General features: G+C 71.4%; 16 protein-coding genes. 9 read left to right on the forward strand and 7 right to left on the reverse strand.

What is annotated here, in order from left to right; genetic code table 11:
* Positions 1-12 precede the first annotated feature (12 nt).
* The gene (locus tag SACAZDRAFT_RS21300; RefSeq protein ID WP_005445116.1) at positions 13-1260 is read right to left on the reverse strand and encodes an NAD(P)/FAD-dependent oxidoreductase; all 1248 of its coding nucleotides are present in this window, start codon (positions 1258-1260) and stop codon (positions 13-15) included.
* Between the two features lie 313 nt (positions 1261-1573).
* Between SACAZDRAFT_RS21300 and SACAZDRAFT_RS21305 the strand changes: the two genes are divergently transcribed.
* Complete coding sequence (locus SACAZDRAFT_RS21305; RefSeq protein WP_232286321.1) at positions 1574-3220, forward strand: SdrD B-like domain-containing protein; 1647 nt, start codon at positions 1574-1576, stop codon at positions 3218-3220.
* A gap of 16 nt (positions 3221-3236) precedes the next feature.
* Here the strand turns inward: SACAZDRAFT_RS21305 and SACAZDRAFT_RS21310 are convergent, their stop codons facing one another.
* Positions 3237-4013, reverse strand: coding sequence for an IclR family transcriptional regulator (locus SACAZDRAFT_RS21310; protein WP_005445120.1), 777 nt, complete (start codon positions 4011-4013; stop codon positions 3237-3239).
* Positions 4014-4098: 85 nt separating this feature from the next.
* Between SACAZDRAFT_RS21310 and hutH the strand changes: the two genes are divergently transcribed.
* The 5 genes from hutH to hutI are packed head-to-tail and all read left to right on the forward strand — an operon-like array spanning position 4099 to position 10988.
* The gene (gene hutH, locus SACAZDRAFT_RS21315; RefSeq protein ID WP_005445122.1) at positions 4099-5634 is read left to right on the forward strand and encodes a histidine ammonia-lyase; all 1536 of its coding nucleotides are present in this window, start codon (positions 4099-4101) and stop codon (positions 5632-5634) included.
* Positions 5631-7292 (forward strand): urocanate hydratase, encoded by a 1662-nt coding sequence (hutU, locus tag SACAZDRAFT_RS21320; RefSeq protein ID WP_005445124.1) that lies wholly within the window; start codon positions 5631-5633, stop codon positions 7290-7292. The genes hutH and hutU overlap by 4 nt, the downstream gene beginning before the upstream one ends.
* The gene (locus SACAZDRAFT_RS21325; protein ID WP_005445126.1) at positions 7289-8500 is read left to right on the forward strand and encodes an allantoate amidohydrolase; all 1212 of its coding nucleotides are present in this window, start codon (positions 7289-7291) and stop codon (positions 8498-8500) included. The genes hutU and SACAZDRAFT_RS21325 overlap by 4 nt, the downstream gene beginning before the upstream one ends.
* Entirely contained in the window at positions 8494-9831 is a 1338-nt protein-coding gene (locus SACAZDRAFT_RS21330; RefSeq protein WP_005445131.1) for a formimidoylglutamate deiminase, read from the forward strand. The genes SACAZDRAFT_RS21325 and SACAZDRAFT_RS21330 overlap by 7 nt, the downstream gene beginning before the upstream one ends.
* Complete coding sequence (hutI, locus tag SACAZDRAFT_RS21335) at positions 9828-10988, forward strand: imidazolonepropionase (protein WP_005445132.1); 1161 nt, start codon at positions 9828-9830, stop codon at positions 10986-10988. Before SACAZDRAFT_RS21330 ends, hutI begins: the two co-directional genes overlap by 4 nt.
* A gap of 58 nt (positions 10989-11046) precedes the next feature.
* On the opposite strand, the gene SACAZDRAFT_RS21340 is transcribed toward hutI, so the two are convergent.
* On the reverse strand, positions 11047-11856 hold the full coding sequence (locus tag SACAZDRAFT_RS21340) for a TetR/AcrR family transcriptional regulator (RefSeq protein WP_005445133.1): 810 nt from the start codon (positions 11854-11856) through the stop codon (positions 11047-11049).
* A gap of 133 nt (positions 11857-11989) precedes the next feature.
* Here SACAZDRAFT_RS21340 and SACAZDRAFT_RS21345 point away from each other — a divergent pair, with 133 nt between their 5' ends.
* Complete coding sequence (locus SACAZDRAFT_RS21345; RefSeq protein WP_005445134.1) at positions 11990-12640, forward strand: GNAT family N-acetyltransferase; 651 nt, start codon at positions 11990-11992, stop codon at positions 12638-12640.
* 22 nt (positions 12641-12662) lie between these two features.
* On the opposite strand, the gene SACAZDRAFT_RS21350 is transcribed toward SACAZDRAFT_RS21345, so the two are convergent.
* The gene (locus tag SACAZDRAFT_RS21350; RefSeq protein WP_005445135.1) at positions 12663-12908 is read right to left on the reverse strand and encodes a zinc finger protein; all 246 of its coding nucleotides are present in this window, start codon (positions 12906-12908) and stop codon (positions 12663-12665) included.
* A gap of 116 nt (positions 12909-13024) precedes the next feature.
* Between SACAZDRAFT_RS21350 and SACAZDRAFT_RS21355 the strand changes: the two genes are divergently transcribed.
* Both SACAZDRAFT_RS21355 and SACAZDRAFT_RS21360 read left to right on the forward strand, forming a co-directional pair.
* Complete coding sequence (locus SACAZDRAFT_RS21355; protein ID WP_005445136.1) at positions 13025-13879, forward strand: helix-turn-helix domain-containing protein; 855 nt, start codon at positions 13025-13027, stop codon at positions 13877-13879.
* Positions 13879-14076 (forward strand): DUF397 domain-containing protein, encoded by a 198-nt coding sequence (locus SACAZDRAFT_RS21360; protein WP_005445142.1) that lies wholly within the window; start codon positions 13879-13881, stop codon positions 14074-14076. The genes SACAZDRAFT_RS21355 and SACAZDRAFT_RS21360 overlap by 1 nt, the downstream gene beginning before the upstream one ends.
* Positions 14077-14529: 453 nt before the next feature.
* On the opposite strand, the gene SACAZDRAFT_RS21365 is transcribed toward SACAZDRAFT_RS21360, so the two are convergent.
* From SACAZDRAFT_RS21365 to galT, 3 genes are all read right to left on the reverse strand, one after another.
* The gene (locus tag SACAZDRAFT_RS21365; protein ID WP_005445144.1) at positions 14530-14808 is read right to left on the reverse strand and encodes a hypothetical protein; all 279 of its coding nucleotides are present in this window, start codon (positions 14806-14808) and stop codon (positions 14530-14532) included.
* Positions 14809-14820: 12 nt separating this feature from the next.
* Positions 14821-16521 carry a sodium:solute symporter family protein gene (locus tag SACAZDRAFT_RS21370; RefSeq protein ID WP_005445146.1) on the reverse strand — a complete coding sequence of 567 codons (1701 nt, stop codon included), beginning with the start codon at positions 16519-16521 and terminating at the stop codon, positions 14821-14823.
* Between the two features lie 136 nt (positions 16522-16657).
* Entirely contained in the window at positions 16658-17734 is a 1077-nt protein-coding gene (gene galT / locus SACAZDRAFT_RS21375; RefSeq protein WP_005445148.1) for a galactose-1-phosphate uridylyltransferase, read from the reverse strand.
* Positions 17735-17774 lie beyond the last annotated feature (40 nt).

Here is a 17774-nt window from a genome sequence, read left to right on the forward strand (position 1 = left end):
GGGTCGGCGCCGTCAGTGCGCGCCGACCTCCACGCCGTCGAGCGGCACCGACGGATCGGCGAGCCGCGCGGCGTCCACGGTGGCGCGGCTGCGGATGAGCCGTTTGGCGGGCTCGATGCCGTCGGACCACCGGTTGACATGCATGCCCGCCACCACGCGGCCGTCCGCGAGCCAGAACGTGTGGAAGCTGTTCTCCTCCATGTCGCCCCGAACCACCAGGTCGTGGGACGCACGCGGATCCAGCAGCCCGATGAACTCCATCCCGATGTCGTACTGGTCGGTGTAGAAGAAGGGCAACTCGTCGTAGGGTTGCCCACGCCCCTGCAGAGTGCGCGCCGCCGCGGGGCCCATGCCCAGCGCGTTGGCCCAGTGCTCCACCCGCACGTGCCTGCCGTAGAACGGGTGGCGCGCGGAGGCGACGTCACCCGCCGCGGCGATCGTGGGGTCGGCCGTGCGCAGGTACTCGTCCACCACGATGCCGTGATTCGCGTCGTCCAGCGGCAGGCCACCGCCTCGCGCCAGAGCCGTGTTGGGTGACGCGCCGACGGCGATCAGCACGGTGTCGGCCTCGATCTCCTCACCCGCGTCCGTCGTGACCCCCATGACGTGGCCGGACCCGATGAGGGAGCGTGGTCGCTGCCCGGTCAGCACCCTGACGCCGTGCCTGCGGTGCGCGTCGGCGAAGTACTGCCCGACCTCCGTGCCCAGCGTGGACCCCAACGGCACGGTCTGCGGCTCCACCACCGTCACCGGGCAGCCGTACTGCCAGGCAGCCGCAGCCACTTCGAGCCCGATCCAGCCCCCGCCGATCACGGCGACCGGGTTGCCGGTGCGCAGTGCCGCGCGGATCCGGTCGGAGTCGCGCAGTTCGCGCAGGTAGTACACGCCCTTCAGCTCGGCGCCCGGCAACGACAGGCGGCGCGGGCTCGCCCCCGTGGCGAGGATCAGGTGCGTGTACGCGAGGCGCCGCCCGCCCGCCAGCTCCACGTCACGGGTGTCGCGGTGGACGTCGACCGCCGCCGTGCCGAGCAGGAGATCCACCTCGTTGTCGGCGTACCAACCGGATTCGTGGACGGCCGTGCTCGCGCGCTCGGCGTCGCCGAGTAGATAGTCCTTCGACAACGGCGGACGCTCGTACGGCAGTTCCTCCTCGGCACCCACGAGCCGGATCGCGCCGGAGAACCCCTCGGCGCGCAAGGTCTCGGCGGCCTTCGCGCCCGCGAGCCCCGCTCCGACGATGACGACGGTGTCGTCCGCCATGCCCTCACCGCCTTCGTGTGGTGCGCGCCCGTGGGCCGTGAGTACCCGGCCTCCGGTGGTGTTACGCACGGGCCTTTCCCCGATGACGTCCGCGTCCCGGGTCGGTAACGCTTCGTCTCGGTGATCGTCTTTCGGGCGCCGGCGTGGGCACCGCCGCGTAAGTTCCCGGCTCGTTGTGTCGTGATCGAGCGGAAAGGTCGTTGTGTCTTACTCTCGAAGATCCGGGCGAGTCTCCCGGGTGCTGGCGGGTCTCGCCGCCGTTCTGGTTCTGGGAACCGTCACCGTCCCTGCGGCCGTCGCCGACGAGGAGGACGTGACCGCAGTGCCGTCGACGTCGTCCACGACGGCACCCCCGTCGACGACGACGCCCACCACGCCCGTCGAGTCGGACGAACCACCGGTGAGCGGCGCGGACCTCGCGGTCGATGCGTCGGTGGGCGACGGGCAGTACCTCCTCGGTGAGGAGATGCCCGTGACGGTGACCGTCAGCAACATCGGTGACGCCGATGCCCATGAAGTCATCGTCTATCTCCACGGCGAGGACGATTTCTCCGTCAGCGTGCCCCGCGAGCAGTGGAAGGGGTTCACCTGGCCTGACGGCGCGACGTTGCGCGCCGGGGCGACCGTCACGTTCGATCTGGCGGTCACACCCAAGTCCTGGGAGAGCGGTGAGGTCGCGGCGATCAGGGTGTCCGCCCAGAGTCCGGACGAGGTGCGCTGGAGCAACAACGAGATCGGCGGCATCGTGGTGCCGGTCGTTCCTCCGACCCCGACCCATCCCGTGACCGGAACGGTCTACGGGGACGGCAACGGCAACGGAGTGCTGGACGATGGTGAAGGCCTGGCGGGGGTCACCATCCAGTTGAATCGTTTTCCGGGAAACCATTTCCGGAAGGTCAAGACCGGCTCCGACGGACGTTTCGCCTTCGACGACGTGTCCGCAGGTCTTTACGAGCTCAGTGTGAGCGGCACTGACTGGATCGGGCCGTACTCGATCCCTGTCCGCGTCGACGGTTCAGGCGACCACACCGACCTTCAGTTCCGCCGTACGCGCCCGGTTTCCGACGTTCTCGTGCCCACCGTGAAGTTCACCCAGGACACCTACCGGCCCGGTGACACAGCGCAGGTGACAGTCACGTTGACCAACAACGGTGACGAGCCGCTGCGGGGCGTCACAGCGTTCTGCTCGGGTGCCGGTAGCAGCGACGAACTCGGCGGAGTCGAGGATGCCGAGCACTGGGGCGACCTGGTGTGGGGATCGAAGGGGGTCACCGTCCCAGCGCACACCACGAAGACCTATCAGGTCACCGGTGTCGTGCGCGACGGTGCCGCCGACTACGGGTTCGTCACACTCGGCTGCGACTTCGGCCCGGGCGAGGACATCAGCGGCCACCCGCACGCTCTGGATCGGGCGAAGGTACCGGGACGGACCGCTGATGCGGCGGTCAAGGTGTTCCACGACCGCGACGAGGACGGCGTTGTGGACGACGACGAATATCTGTCGGGCGTGACTGTCGGGTTGCGCGACCGCGATGCGGACACCCCGATGGTGACGGCGGAGACCGACGAACGGGGCCGGGCAGCGTTCGCCGACCACCAGGCCGGGATGTATCACATCGAGGTCTTCGGGCCGTGGCAACGCGCGGACGGTGCGGCCTTGCACCTTCTGGTGCATGCCGAGTACAGCCTGTATTACAACACCAACACCGTCGAAGTCGTCCCGGGGCCGAACAAGCCGTTGCCCGGTGCCGGGGGAGACGGTGGGGATGCGCCGACGGGGTCGACTCCCGCCGACTCGGCCGATCCCGTATCGAAGCAGGCTCAGGACGTCGACGAGCTCGCCTCCACCGGGGTCGACGCGGTGACTCTCGGCGGTGTCGGGCTGGCTGTGGTGCTCGCCGGTGCCGTGACGCTGGTGGTCGCGCGTCGTCGTCGGGCGGAAGGCTCGACCGAATCCTGACCACCGGGTCGGTGGTTCAGCCGCCGACTCGCGCCGTGAGCTCGGCGGCCGAGGCGCGCACCTCGGCCGCCAGTTCCGGCCACCGCCGCCCGCACTCGCCGTCGCCGTCGCACTCGTGCCGGAACGTCACGCTGATCGCGGCGATCGGTCTGCCGTCCGGGTTGACGACCGGCGCGGCGACGGAGGCGAAGCCCGGGGTCACGTAGCCGTCCTCGACGGCCCATCCCCTGCGGCGCTCCTCGGACAGCACGCGGCGCAGGCGCGGCAGATCGGTGGGCCCGCGCCCGGTGCGGAGGACGAAACTCCGGGCGTGGGGAAACAGCGCCCGCACCTGGGCCGCGGGCAGATGGGCGAGGATCGCGCGGCCCGACGCGGGCAGGTGCGCGGGCAGGCGCACCCCGACCTCGGTCACGAGTCCCAGCGGCCACCGAGGTTGCTCCCGCAGCAGGTAGAGCGTCTCGGCGCCGTGCAGAACGCCCAGGTGGGCGGTGAGCCCGATCCGCTCGGTGAGGGCGCGCAGCAGCGGGCGGGCCAGCTCCTCCAGCGGGTTGTGCCGCAGGTAGGCCGAGCCCACCTCGAACGCCGCCACCCCGAGGCCGTAGCGGCGCTGCTCCGGCAGGTGAGTGACGAACCCGGCCGCCACCAGCTCGGACAACAGGTGGTAGGTCGTGGAACGCGGCAGCTGCAACTCGCGGGCCACGGCGCTCGCCGTCATCGGCTCCGCCTTCGCCGCCAGCAGACGCAGCAGGGCCAACCCCCGCCGCAACGCGGGCACGTCACTGCTTCGCCCCACGCGTCACCTCCCACCGTCTGGTATCCGAGACAGTCTCGCTCGCCGTGGTCTCGCTCGCGAGCCTCGCGCGCGGTGTGATGGGAGCATGCGAGCTGTTGCCATCGGACTCACGCCGCTGTCGCGTGAGGAGGTCGTCGCCGTCGCCCGCCAGGGCGCGCCCGTGGAGCTGACGACCGAGGCGTTGAAGGCCGTCACGGCGGCGAGAGCCCACATCGACGCGCTGGCCGCCTCCGAACGGCCCGTCTACGGCGTGTCCACCGGCTTCGGTGCGCTGGCGGTGAAGTACATCCCCGGCGAGCGCCGGGCCGCCCTGCAGCGATCCCTCGTGCGCTCGCACGCCGCGGGAGCCGGGCCCGAGGTGGAGCGGGAGGTGGTGCGCGCGTTGACGTTGCTGCGGTTGCGCACGCTCACCACCGGCCACACCGGCGTGCGGCCGTCCACGGTGCGGGCCATGGCCGGCCTGCTCAACGCCGGGCTCGCGCCGGTGGTGCACGAGTACGGCTCGCTCGGCTGCTCGGGCGACCTCGCGCCGCTGTCGTCGATCGCTCTGGCGCTCACCGGGGAGGGCCAGGTGCGCGACGCGCACGGCGAGCTCCGCCCGGCGGCGCAGGCGCTGGCCGACGCGGGCCTGGAGCCCGTCGAACTGGGGGAGAAGGAAGGGCTCGCCCTCATCAACGGCACCGACGGCATGCTCGGCATGCTCGTGCTGGCGCTCGCCGACCTCCACCGCCTGCTCGACACCGCCGACCTCACCGCGGCCATGAGCGTGGAGAGCCTGCTGGGCACCGACCGCGTGTTCGCCGACGACCTCCAGCAGCTGCGTCCCCACCCCGGCCAGGCTCACTCGGCCCGCCGGATGCGGCGCTTCCTCGCGTGCTCGGAGATCGTGGCCAGTCACCGCGGCCCCGACTGCACCCGGGTGCAGGACGCCTACTCGCTGCGGTGCGCGCCGCAGGTGCACGGCGCGGCACGCGACACGGTGGCGCACGCCGAGGTGGTCGCCGACCGGGAACTCGGGTCCGTCGTCGACAACCCGGTGGTGCTGGCCGACGGCCGCGTCGAGTCCAACGGCAACTTCCACGGCGCGCCGCTGGCCTACGTGCTGGACTTCCTCGCCATCGCCGTCGCCGACGTGGCGAGCATGGCGGAGCGCCGCACCGACCGGCTGCTCGACGTCGCACGCTCCCACGGTCTGCCGCCGTTCCTCGCCGACGATCCCGGCGTCGACTCCGGGCACATGATCGCCCACTACACGCAGGCGTCCGTGGTCGCCGAGTTGAAGCGGCTGGCCGTGCCCGCCTCCGTGGACTCCATTCCCACCAGCGCCATGCAGGAGGACCACGTGTCCATGGGCTGGGCGGCCGCCCGCAAACTGCGCCGGGCCATCGACGGCCTGACCACCGTGCTCGCCGTCGAACTGCTCACCGCCGCCCGCGCCCTCGATCTGCGCGCGCCGCTGGCTCCGGCCCCGGCCACGGCGGCCGCACTCGCGGAACTACGCCGCCACGTCGCCGGGCCCGGACCCGACCGGCACCTCGCTCCCGAACTCGCCGACGCACACGAGCTGATCCGCTCCGGCAGCGCATTACGCGCTGCCGAAACCGCTGGGGAGGAATCATGACCACATCCGTGCGAGCCGCCCGCGGCACCGCGTTGACCGCGCGGTCCTGGGCCACCGAGGCACCACTGCGCATGCTGCACAACAACCTCGATCCCGAGGTGGCCGAACGGCCCGAGGACCTCGTCGTCTACGGCGGCACCGGCAAGGCGGCGCGCGACTGGCCCAGCTTCCACGCCATCACCGCCGAACTCGCCGACCTCCGCGACGACGAGACGCTGCTCGTGCAGTCGGGCCGGCCGGTGGGCGTGCTGCGCACCCACGAGTGGGCTCCGCGGGTGCTCATCGCGAACTCCAACCTGGTGCCCGACTGGGCGAGTTGGCCCGAGTTCCGCCGGCTCGACGCACTCGGACTGACGATGTACGGGCAGATGACCGCCGGGTCGTGGATCTACATCGGCACGCAGGGGATTCTCCAGGGCACGTACGAGACGTTCGCGGCCGTGGCGGAGAAGCGGTTCGGCGGTTCGCTGCGGGGCACGCTCACCGTCACCGCGGGTCTCGGCGGGATGGGCGGCGCCCAACCCCTGGCGGTCACCATGAACGACGGCGTGGCGCTCGTGGTCGAGTGCGACGCCGAGCGCGCCCGCCGCCGGGTCGAGACACGGTACCTGGACGAGGTCGCGACTGATCTGGACAGTGCGATCAGGACGGTTGAGCGGGCGAAGCGCGAGGGCACGCCGCTGTCGGTTGCCGTGATCGGTAACGCCGCCGAGGTGCTGCCGGAGCTGCTGCGGCGTGGTGTGGAGGTCGACGTCGTCACCGACCAGACCTCCGCCCACGACCCGCTCGCCTACCTGCCGAAGGGCGTCGCCGTCGACGACTGGCACGACTACGCCGAGACCAAACCCGACGAGTTCACCGACCGCGCCCGCGAGTCGATGGCCGAGCACGTCGAGGCGATGGTCGGGTTCCTCGACGCGGGCGCGGAGGTCTTCGACTACGGCAACTCGCTGCGCAGTGAGGCGAAACTCGGCGGCTACGAGCGCGCGTTCGACTATCCCGGGTTCGTGCCCGCCTACATCCGGCCGCTGTTCTGCGAGGGCAAGGGCCCGTTCCGCTGGGCCGCGTTGTCGGGTGAGGCGTCGGACATCGCCGCCACCGACCGCGCGGTGCTGGACCTCTTCGGCGACAACGAGAGACTGGCCCGTTGGATCCGCCTCGCGGGGGAGCGCGTGGCGTTCCAGGGACTGCCCGCGCGCATCTGCTGGCTCGGCTACGGCGAGCGGCACCTCGCGGGGGAGCGGTTCAACGAGATGGTCGCGCGCGGCGAGCTGGCCGCCCCGGTCGTGATCGGGCGGGACCACCTGGACTGCGGGTCGGTCGCCTCGCCGTACCGGGAGACGGAGGGCATGGCCGACGGCTCCGACGCCGTCGCCGACTGGCCGCTGCTGAACGCCCTGGTCAACACGGCGTCGGGAGCGACGTGGGTGTCTATCCACCACGGCGGCGGGGTCGGGATGGGCCGGTCGATCCATGCCGGTCAGGTCACCGTCGCCGACGGCACCGAGCTCTCGGCCCGCAAGATCGAGCGCGTCCTCACCAACGACCCCGCCACGGGAGTGCTGCGCCACGCCGACGCGGGCTACGAGCGAGCCCGGCAGGTCGCCGACGAACGAGGACTGCGCATTCCCGCGCGGGAGTCGGAGGTGACCGCGTGACGAGCGCGACCTCGTTGCTCGGCGCCCTCGCCGACGTGGGCGCCGACCGTGTCCGCGGCGGCTACTCCCGGCACGGGTTCGACCGTGTCGATGTGGAGCTGCGCGAGTGGTTCACCGCCGAGGCCGGGGCAAGGGGACTCGGGGTGGAGACCGACCGCAACGGCAACCTCTGGGCGTGGTGGGGAGCGCCCGGGCCGAACGCCGTGGTCACGGGAAGCCACCTCGACTCGGTGCCGGGCGGCGGGGCGTTCGACGGCCCGCTCGGCGTGGTGTCGGCGCTCGCGGCCGTCGACGCGTTGCGGGCTCAGGGCTTCCGTCCAGCCCGGCCTCTGGCGGTGGTCGTGTTCGCGGAGGAGGAAGGCGGCCGGTTCGGCGTGCCGTGCCTGGGGTCGCGGTTGCTGGCGGGCACGCTCGACGCCGACCGGGCCCGGGAGCTGAAAGACCCGGACGGCACCACGCTCGCCGAGGCGGTGCGGGCGGCGGGGCTCGACCCCCGGTGGCTCGGGCCCGAACCCGACCTGTTGTCGCTTGTCGGGTGTTTCGTCGAACTGCACGTGGAGCAGGGGCGCGGGTTGGTGGACCTCGACGCGCCCGTGGGCGTGGCGAGCTCGATCCTCGCGCACGGCCGGTGGCGGTTGACCTTCCACGGCGAGGGCAACCACGCCGGAGCCACCCCGCTCGCCGACCGCCGCGATCCGATGATGCCCGCGGCTTCGCTCGTGCTGGCCGCGCGGAGGGCCGCGGGGTCGGTTCCCGGCGCCCGGGCCACCGTGGGACGGCTCGTGCCCACGCCGGGCGGGACGAACGTCATCCCGTCCACGGTGGACGTGTGGTTGGACGCGAGGGCCCCCGGAGACGCCGACACGCGCCGGGTCGTCGACGACGTCGTCGCGGCGGCACACGAAGCCGCCGAGGCCGAGGGTTGCACCGTGACCGTCCGCGAGGAGTCCTACGGCGACACGGTGGTCTTCGACAGCGGGCTGCGGGACGAGCTGGCCGGTGTGCTCGGCGGTGTGCCCGCGCTGCCGACGGGAGCCGGTCACGACGCGGGTGTGCTCGCGCAGCGCATCCCCACGGCGATGCTGTTCGTGCGCAACCCCACCGGAGTCAGCCACGCCCCCGCCGAGCACGCCGAGGCCGCCGACTGCGAGTCCGGGGTGAGCGCGCTGGCCCGGGTCCTCGCCCACCTCGCGGGGTCACCGTGCTGAGCTACTGGTGTGCCCGCGCGTGGTTGCCCGACGGGCTGACGGACGGCGTGCTCGTCACGGTCTCCGATGCGGGACTGATCGCCGACGTGCGGCAGGCGCGTCCGCGTCCCGAGTCGCGCAGGCTGCCCGGTGTCGTGGTGCCCGGCTTCGCCAACGCGCACTCCCACGCGTTCCACCGGGCGCTGCGGGGTCGCACGCACGGCGGTGACGCGTCCGGCGGCACGTTCTGGACCTGGCGCGAGACGATGTACGAGGTGGCGGGGCGGCTCGACCCCGACTCCTACCACCGCCTCGCGCGCGCCGTCTACGCCGAGATGGTGGTGGCCGGGGTGACGTGCGTGGGGGAGTTCCACTACCTGCACCACGGGCCAAACGGACGCCCCTACGCCGATCCGAACGCGATGGGCCACGCCCTGCGGCAGGCCGCCGCCGACGCGGGACTGCGCCTCACGCTGCTCGACACGTGCTACCTCACCGGTGGCATCGGCGAGCCGCTCGACGGGGTGCAGCGGCGGTTCGGGGACGGCAGCGTGGCGGGCTGGGGTGAGCGGGTGGAGAAGCTGGTCGCCGAAGGTGGCGAAGGGGCTGACGCCACGACGCGCATCGGTGCCGCCGTGCACTCGGTGCGCGCCGTGCCCGCGCGGGATCTTCCCGAGCTCGCGGCGGCCCTGCCGGGGCGGCCGTTGCACGTCCACGTGTCCGAGCAGCCCGCCGAGAACACCGCGTGCCAGGCGGCGTACGGGCGCAGCCCCGTGGCGCTGCTGCACGACACCGGGGTGCTCTCTCCGCGGACGACCGCCGTCCACGCGACCCACCTGAGCGCCGAGGACGTGGCCCTGCTGGGGAGCAGCGGCGCGGCGGTGTGTTGCTGCCCGAGCACGGAGGCCGACCTCGCCGACGGGCTCGGTCCGATGCGCGAGCTGGCCGACGCGGGATGCCGGATTTGTCTCGGCAGCGACCAGCACGCCGTCGTGGACCTGCTCGCCGAGGCCCGCGCGCTCGAACACGGTGAACGCCTGCGCTCCGGGCACCGGGGGCGGTTCACTCCCGACGAGCTCCTCCGAGCGGCCACTGTGGACGGGCATGCCGCGCTGGGGTGGCCCGAGGCCGGGAGGATCTCCGCAGGCGCGCCCTGCGACCTCGTGGCGGTGCGCGACGACACCGTGCGCACGGCGGGTGCGAGCCCCGACCAGCTGCCGCTGGTGGCCTCGGGCAGCGACGTCGCCACGGTGGTCGTCGGCGGCCGCGTGATCGCCGAGGACGGACGACACGCCACACTCGGCGACGTGGGCGCCCTGCTGGCACGGGAGATCGGAGAGTTGTGGGCATGACAGCCACACTGATCACGGGCATCGCCGAACTCACGACGAACGACGAGGAACTCGGCACTCTCCCCGACGCGGCGCTGGTGCTGCGGGGCGCGCGCGTCGAGTGGGTCGGGCCGGCGGCGCACGCCCCGGACGCGGACGACCGCATCGACGTCGAGGGACGCGCCGTGCTGCCCGGCTGGGTGGACAGCCACACGCACCTGGTGTTCGCGGGCGACCGGTCGGCGGAGTTCGCCGCGAGGCTCGCCGGGCGCCCGTACGACGCGGGCGGCATCGCCGTCACCGTGGAGGCCACGCGTTCCGCTCCCGACTACGTGCTGGTGGCGACGCTGCGGCGACTGGTGCGCGAGGCGGTGAACCAGGGCACGACCTACCTCGAGACCAAGACCGGGTACGGACTCACGGTCGCCGACGAAGCCCGGTCGGCTCGGCTGGCGAGCGGGCTCGTCGACGAGGTCACGTTCCTGGGCGCCCACGTGGTGCCGCCGGGGTGGAACGCCGACGACTACGTCGACCTCGTGTGCGGGGAGATGCTCGACGCCGTGGCGCCGTACGCGCGGTGGGCCGACGTGTTCTGCGAGCGCGGCGCGTTCGACGCGGAACTCTCCCGGGACGTGCTGACGGCGGCGGCGAAGGCGGGCCTCGGCCTGCGCGTCCACGGCAACCAGCTCGGCCCCGGCCCGGGCGTGCGCCTCGCGGTGGAACACGGTGCCGCGAGTGTGGACCACTGCACGTACCTCACCGAGTCCGATGTGGACGCGCTGGCGGCGTCCGACACGGTGGCGACGCTGCTGCCCGCGTGCGACCTGTCCACCCGCCAGCCACTGCCGGACGCGCGTGCCCTGCTCGACGCCGGGGCGACCGTCGCGCTGGCGTCGAACTGCAATCCCGGCTCCTCGTACACGACGTCCATGGCGTTCTGCGTGGCCACGGCCGTCCTGCAGATGGGAATGACGGTGGAGGAAGCCGTGCGCGCCGCGACGTGGGGAGGCGCACGAGCCCTGCGCCGCGAGTCGGGTGAGGGCGCCGTGGGCGTGCTCAGGCCGGGCGCGCGGGCGGACGTGCACGTGCTCGACGCGCCGTCGGCGGCGCATCTCGCCTACCGCCCCGGAGTCCCCCTGACCCACGCGGTGTGGCGAGCGGGCCGCAGGGCCCGCTGAACATCGTGTCCGCGCCTCCCGCACGCGTGTCCGCACTTCCCGCACGCGTGTCCGCGCCTCACGTACGCCCGTCCGCGGAGGTCTCCAGGACCACCCCCACGCCGTCGAGCACGCGATCGAGTCCGAAGCCGAACCACCGGTCGAGCTCGACGGCGGTCGGCTCGGACGCGGGGCTGGTCTCGAACAGCTCGGTGAGCCACGGGTAGCGCCCGGAGTCGATCACAGCGGACAGTCGCCGATGCTGCACAGCCCACCAACGCCGTCCGTTGACGTCCCCCGCCGCATCATCGTCCACAGTGAGCAGAGCCATGCCCTGCACGTAGCCGCTGACCAGGAGATACAGCGACAACTGCGTCCGCCGATCGAGTCCCGCGCCGTCGAGCGCGGTGAAGTAGTGGTCCACCGTCCACACCATCGACGGCGAGAGCGTGGGACGGCTGGTGGCGAGGACGCGCAGCAGCCACGGATGCCGTCGGTAGAGGGCCCACTCCTGACGGGCCGCGTCCTCGATCCGCTCACGCCACCCGGTGGCAGGCGGCCGCTGGTGGGCGATCTCGGCGAAGACCGCGTCGACCATCGCCGTCACGAGCTCCGACCTGCTGCCGATGTGGTGGTACAGCGACATGGCGGCCACGTCCAGGTGTGCCGCGAGTCGGCGCAGCGAGACCGCCGACAGCCCCTCCGCGTCGGCGAGTTCGATCGCGTTCGCCACGATGTCGGCGCGCGTGAGCGGTGTGGCGGGGCCGGTGCGCGAGGGAGATCGACCGCGGCGCGGCGGTGGTGCCCCGCCGTCCCGCCGCGCCCGGTACGCCCGGGCCTGGCAGGCGCGCCCGCAGTAGCGTCGCGGCCTGCCGCGGTCACGCTGCACCAGGGGCGATCCGCACTGTGCGCACCTCAACGCGAGCTCCTTTTCGTCACGCCCGATTGCGTGATGAAACAACGCTGCCGCAGGACGTTGTTCCGGGACCCTACGGCGTACGACCAACGTACTGGAGGTGCTCATGAACGACCCGGTGATTCGCGTCGCGCGGCCGGGCGAGGCGGAGCGGGTCGCCGACGCCTACCGCGCGGCCTGCGCCGACGAGGCCGTCACGAGGTGGGTGCTCGCGGCCGACCCCGAGGCCGGCATCGACGTGGTGGCGGACTCGTTGTCCCGGACCGTGCGCGACGGTGCCGTCGTCATCGCGGAGGCGCCCGACGGCCGGATCGACGGAGTGTCGACGTGGCTGGACGTGGAGTCGGCGCAGCCGGTGCGGGAGGACGCAGCCGCACTCGCGGCGAACGCGGCAGCCTCCTCGAACGCGGTGACGCGACGCATGGCGAGCGTGCTGACGCTGACGGCGGCCCGGCACCCGGACCCGCCGCATCGATACCTCGCCTCGATGGGCGTGCGGACGACGATGCGGGGGCGGGGCATCGGGGGAGCGCTCCTGCGTTTCGGGCTCGCCCACGCCGACGCCGGGCGCCGTCCCGTCTACCTGGAGGCGAGCACCGAGCGCAACGCCGCGCTCTATGTCCGGCACGGTTTCCGCCCGTGCGGCGACCCGATCGCCCTTCCCGACGGTGGTCCGCTGCTGCGACCGCTGTGGCGGGAGCCGCGGGCCCCCCGTCGTCGTGCCGGCCGCGGCGAACCCGGCGGCGTGCACCCGTGACGGTGTCGAAGGCGACGCCGGCTCAGGCCTTCGGCAGCGGAGGGATGTCGTGGTCGGGGAAGCCCGCGCGGACGCGCCACTCGCGATCGCACGACCAGCAGGTCGGGTCGTGCCACCAGCCGGACAGCTCGATGAAGTCCCGTTCCTCGGGGGTGACCTCGGCCCCGCACAGCGCGGCGAACGCGATGCCCGGATGGGGCGTGGCGGTCTTCTCGACGTGGTAGGCGTGCCGCCGTCCCTCTGCCTGCTGCCAACGAAATGGTCCCATTCGACTCCCCCTGTCGCCGATCACTGCTGATCAGGCTGTCTGTCTACTGCCTGTAGTTGCAATCTCCCGATCGTGTGACTTGCTGTGCTGGGGCAGGCCCTCGCTACGATCCGCGCGTGGCATGGGACACCAATGGGCTGACCACGCGTGCGCGTGCCTTGACCGCGGCGATCCGCAGACTCGTCGACGAATCGGGAATGAGCGGGAGGGAGATCTCCCTGCGGCTGGGGTTCAGCCACGGCACCGTGTCGCACTGGGCGACGGGGCGACGCCTGCCGAGCCCTGAGGACATGGCGTCGTTGCTGACCGTGCTGGGCATCACCGGGGCGGAGAAGCAACGGCTCGTCGACATGGCGCGACACGCCGCGGAACCGAACTGGCTCGTGGTGGGCATGCCGGGCATCCCGCAACAACTCGCGGGTGCCATCGAGTCGGAACGGCAGGCGTCGGCCGTGGTGGAGTGGTCCCGCGACGTGGTGCCCGGGCTGTTGCAGACGGCGGACTACGCACGTGCGCTCGCGGTCGCGAACCGGTTGCCGCAGCACGAGGTCGACGCGCGGGTGTCGCTCCGGGTGGGCCGCTCGGAGGTCCTCACCCGGCCGAACCCGCTGTCCATGCTCGCGCTCGTGGCGGAGGACGCGGTGCGCGAGGTCGTGGGTTCGCCCGTGGCGATGGCGGACCAACTGCGGCACCTCGTGGCGATGGGCCGACGCGACAACATCACGATCCAGATCGTGCCGCCCCGGGTCGGCTGGCATCCGGGGTGGGCGGGGCCGTTCGTGTTGTACGAGTTCCCCGACGCGCCACCGATGGTCCATTTCGAACACTACAGCTCCGGCGCCTTCGTCATAGACGAGGACGACGTCGAAGCGTACCGGCAGGCGGTGGACGTCATCCGTGGTCTCGCGAGAAGCCCCGCTGACTCGGCCGACCTCGTGATGACGATCGCTCAGGAACTGGAGGCAGCGTGATGCGCGGAACGATGTGGAAGAAAAGCAGCTTCAGCAACCCGAACGGCAACTGCGTCGAGTTCGCCCCCGCGGACGACGACAGCGGTGACGTGCTGATCCGGCACTCGCAGCGTCCGGACGACGCCACCATCCGCTACACGGCGGCGGAGTGGCGGGCGTTCGTCGCGGGCGTGAAGGCGGGCGAGTTCGACATGTAGGTCGCGAGGCGCGACGCAACCGTGTTCGCCGCACCTTCCACTACGGATGTTCGGGCGTTGGCGTGGCGGCGGAGGTGGCCGGGCATCCGGATACGCTGTGTCCCGCCGGTCTTGCGGCCACGAAGGTCGACGACCAGCGCTGCGAGCAGCATCACCACGACGACGGCTGCCGGCCCGTACCAGAACCCATGGCGAGCCTCCTGTCCCCAGCGTCCAGACTACGACGCCGACCGCCACGCGTCACTGCGTCAGGTGGGTGAGCCTGCGGTCTTCGTCACGCCGCTGGGACCACAATGTCCACTGTGGTCGGACAGTGCGATGTGCTCGTTCACCACCCGGTGGAGGGCTGCGTCCCCGTGTCCCCGGGTCCCGCTGAGCGCTCTCACGACCGACGGCCGGTGCCCGCAGTGTCGGGGCACCGGCCGTCGGCCTGTCAGCGTGTCGGCGAGGGCGTCAGTCGTGCTTGCGCTCCTGCTCCAGCCGTTCGGCCTCCTCGGCCGGGACGGTCACGGGACGCAGCCTCGCCCACAGGACGAACGCGCCCGCGAAGACGAGCATGGCGACGCCCGCCCAGAGGTTGATGTTGATGTCGGCCGCCTTGGCGATGTCCTCGTCGCTGGTGAAGCCGACCCCCATCACCGTCAACACGACGCCGTAGACGCCGATCAGCAAGGCGATGATCAGACGGATGTCGAAAGCCTTGGCACCGTGGCTCTCGGAGGAGTTCGTCATGGTTACCGCCTCCTAGAAGATGATGTTGAACAGGATGGTGACGGCCAGCACGATGCCCGCCAGCAGGCCCGGACGGCGGTACCAGCCCGCGTCCTCGCCGGTGGTGGAGTGCTTCAAATCCTCCTTGGGAGTCAGAGAGTAGACGAGCCCCACCAGCTGCGCTTCCGGCTTCGGTTGCGTGGCGTAGGTGACGGCGACACTCACCACGATGTCGACCACGAACGCCGCACCCGCGCCGACGAACGACGCGCCCTGCCCGGGCAGGTCCCACACGCCGGTCTCGGCCAGGAGGAACACGCCGACGGCCGCCGCGGTACCGCTGACCAGACCGGTCCAACCGGCGGTGGGCGTCATGCGCTTCCAGAACATACCGAGGATGAACGTGGCGAACAGCGGCGCGTTGAAGAACGAGAACAGCTGCTGCAGGTAGTCCATCAGGTTGGCGTAGGAGGCGGCGATGAACGCCGTGCCGATCGCCAGCACCGTCGCGATCACGGTGACGAGGCGGCCCGCGCGCAGGTAGTAGCCGTCGGTGCGGTCCTTGACGACGTAGGCCTGCCAGATGTCGTAGGTGAAGACCGTGTTGAACGAACTGAGGTTCGCCGCCATACCGGCCATGAACGACGCCAGCAGACCGGCGATCGCGATACCGAGCATGCCGTTGGGCAGCAGGTCGCGCATCAACAGCAGCAGTGCGTCGTTGAACGTCGCACCGCTGGGCGCGGACTCACCGGCGAGCAGCGCGGCCTTGTTCTCGCCCGCCAGCTCGGTCACCGTCACGCCCGCGATCATGCCCGGGATGATGACGATGAACGGGATGAGCATCTTCGGGATCGCGCCGATGATCGGGGTCCGGCGCGCCGCCGACATGCTCTTCGACGCCATGGCGCGCTGCACCTCGACGAAGTTCGTCGTCCAGTAGCCGAAGGAGAGCACGAAGCCCAGACCGAACACGATGCCGAGCACCGACAGGAAATTGCTGCCGAAGCCGGTGAGCTGGTTACCGGGCCAGGAGTCGAGCTGTTCCGGACCACCCGGGCTCGCCGACACCTTGTCGACGAGTCCCTGCCAGCCGCCCACCTTGGCGAGGCCCACGATCGTCAACGGCAGCAGAGCCGCCACGATGACGAAGAACTGGAGCACCTCGTTGTAGATGGCGGCGGACAGGCCGCCGAGCGCGGTGTAGGCGAGGACGATGACCGCCGCGAGGATGACCGACACCCAGATCGGCCAGCCGAGCAGCAGGTTGACCACCAGGGCGAGCAGGTAGAGGTTCGCACCGGCGATGAGGATCTGCGCCGCCGCGAAGCTGATGCCGTTGACCAGGTGGGCGGGTTTGCCGAAGCGGCGCAGCATGAACTCGGGGACGCTGCGGACCTTCGAGCCGTAGTAGAACGGCATCATCACGATGCCGAGGAAGAGCATGGCGGGTACCGCGCCGATCCAGAAGTAGTGCGCGGTCGGCATCCCGTACTGGGCGCCGTTCGCCGACATGCCCATGACCTCGATCGCGCCGAGGTTGGCGGCGACGAAGGCCAGGCCGGTCACCCAGGCCGGCAGTGATCGGCCGGACAGGAAGAAGTCGAGACTCGTCGACACCTGCCTGCGGGCCAGATAGCCGATGCCGAGGACGAGTGAGAAGTAGAAAGCGAGCAACACGTAGTCGATCGCTGTTGCATCAAGCCGCAGGTCCGCTTCAGCGAGGACGTGCACGGCCCACCTCCGGGTCACGAGAAGTCACGCTTGGAACTGTTGAGTGCCACCGCGGGGAACATCGTCGACTCCCGCGCCGGCGCGGATTCGCTGCCGGGAATCCGGCCACTGTGGAGGCTTCGGTCGGATCGTCGGGCTACACCTCCCGGAGTCTGCGCGCGACGTCTTCGGGTAGCACATCGGTGATGAAGGCGTCCATCCCCGACTCGGAGCCCGCCAAGTATTTCAGCTTGTCGGCCGAACGGCGCACCGAGAACAGCTGCAGGTGCAGCCGACTCAGGTCCTCGTCGTCGCCGGTGGGCGCCTGGTGCCACGCCGAGATGTAGGGCAGGGGAGAGTCGTAGAGGCGGTCGAACCGGCGCAGCACGTCGAGGTACAGCGCCGCGAAGTCGTCGCGTTCGGACTCGTCGAGATCGGGGATCCTGCGAACCTTGCGCAGCGGGTAGAGGTGCACTTCGACGGGCCAGCGCGCCGCGGCGGGCACGAACGCCACCCAGTGCTCCGTCTCGGCGATGACGCGCAGCCCCGCGTCGCGCTCGGCCGCGAGGATGTCCTCGTGCAGGTCGCGGCCCGTGCGGGCGCGGTGTTCCCGGGCGACGTCGAGCATGCGTCGGGTCCGGGGCGTCACGAACGGATAGGCGTAGATCTGGCCGTGAGGATGCGGGAGGGTGACGCCGATCTCGCGGCCCCGGCTCTCGAAGCAGAAGACCTGCTCGACGCCGTCGAGCTCGGACAGTTCGGTGGTGCGGTCGGCCCAGGCGTCCACGACCAGCCGGGCCTGGGCCGGGGAGAGGTCGGCGAACCGGGCGTTGTGGTCGCTGGTGAAGCAGACGACCTCGCAGCGGCCGACCCCGGGACGCACGTCGACGAGGGGGTGCCGGACGTCGACGTCGTCGAGGTGGGCGCCCGTGGACAGGCTGGGGAAGCGGTTCTCGAAGATGGCGACGGTGTAGTCGGAGGCGGGGATCTCCGTGTGCCTGCCGTCGCTGGACGGGCACAGGGGACAGTCGTTGCGCGCGGGCATGAACGTGCGGTTCTGTCGGTGGGACGCCATCATGACCCACTCACCCAGAAGGGGGTCCCACCGCAGCTGGGAGGCCGTGCTGACCGGGGGGAGTTCGCGTGGGTCCGGTGGCGCGGGCACGGTCTCGCCGTCGGTGGCGAAATACAGCAGTTCGCGACCGTCGGCCAGCGTTGTCCGCGTCTTCTTCACCGGCTCTGCACCCTCTCGACGAACTCCACTCGATATGCCG

The sequence above is a fragment of the Saccharomonospora azurea NA-128 genome, from assembly GCF_000231055.2.
Lineage (GTDB): Bacteria > Actinomycetota > Actinomycetes > Mycobacteriales > Pseudonocardiaceae > Saccharomonospora > Saccharomonospora azurea.

Excerpts from the sequence above, each read along its gene's own strand:
- SACAZDRAFT_RS21300 (WP_005445116.1), bottom strand. The coding sequence starts at position 1,260 with ATGGCGGACGACACCGTCGTCATCGTCGGAGCGGGGCTCGCGGGCGCG.
- SACAZDRAFT_RS21350 (WP_005445135.1), bottom strand. The coding sequence starts at position 12,908 with ATGGGACCATTTCGTTGGCAGCAGGCAGAGGGACGGCGGCACGCCTAC.
- SACAZDRAFT_RS21345 (WP_005445134.1), top strand. The coding sequence starts at position 11,990 with ATGAACGACCCGGTGATTCGCGTCGCGCGGCCGGGCGAGGCGGAGCGG.
- hutU (WP_005445124.1), top strand. The coding sequence starts at position 5,631 with ATGACCACATCCGTGCGAGCCGCCCGCGGCACCGCGTTGACCGCGCGG.
- SACAZDRAFT_RS21360 (WP_005445142.1), top strand. The coding sequence starts at position 13,879 with ATGCGCGGAACGATGTGGAAGAAAAGCAGCTTCAGCAACCCGAACGGC.
- hutI (WP_005445132.1), top strand. The coding sequence starts at position 9,828 with ATGACAGCCACACTGATCACGGGCATCGCCGAACTCACGACGAACGAC.
- hutH (WP_005445122.1), top strand. The coding sequence starts at position 4,099 with ATGCGAGCTGTTGCCATCGGACTCACGCCGCTGTCGCGTGAGGAGGTC.
- SACAZDRAFT_RS21365 (WP_005445144.1), bottom strand. The coding sequence starts at position 14,808 with ATGACGAACTCCTCCGAGAGCCACGGTGCCAAGGCTTTCGACATCCGT.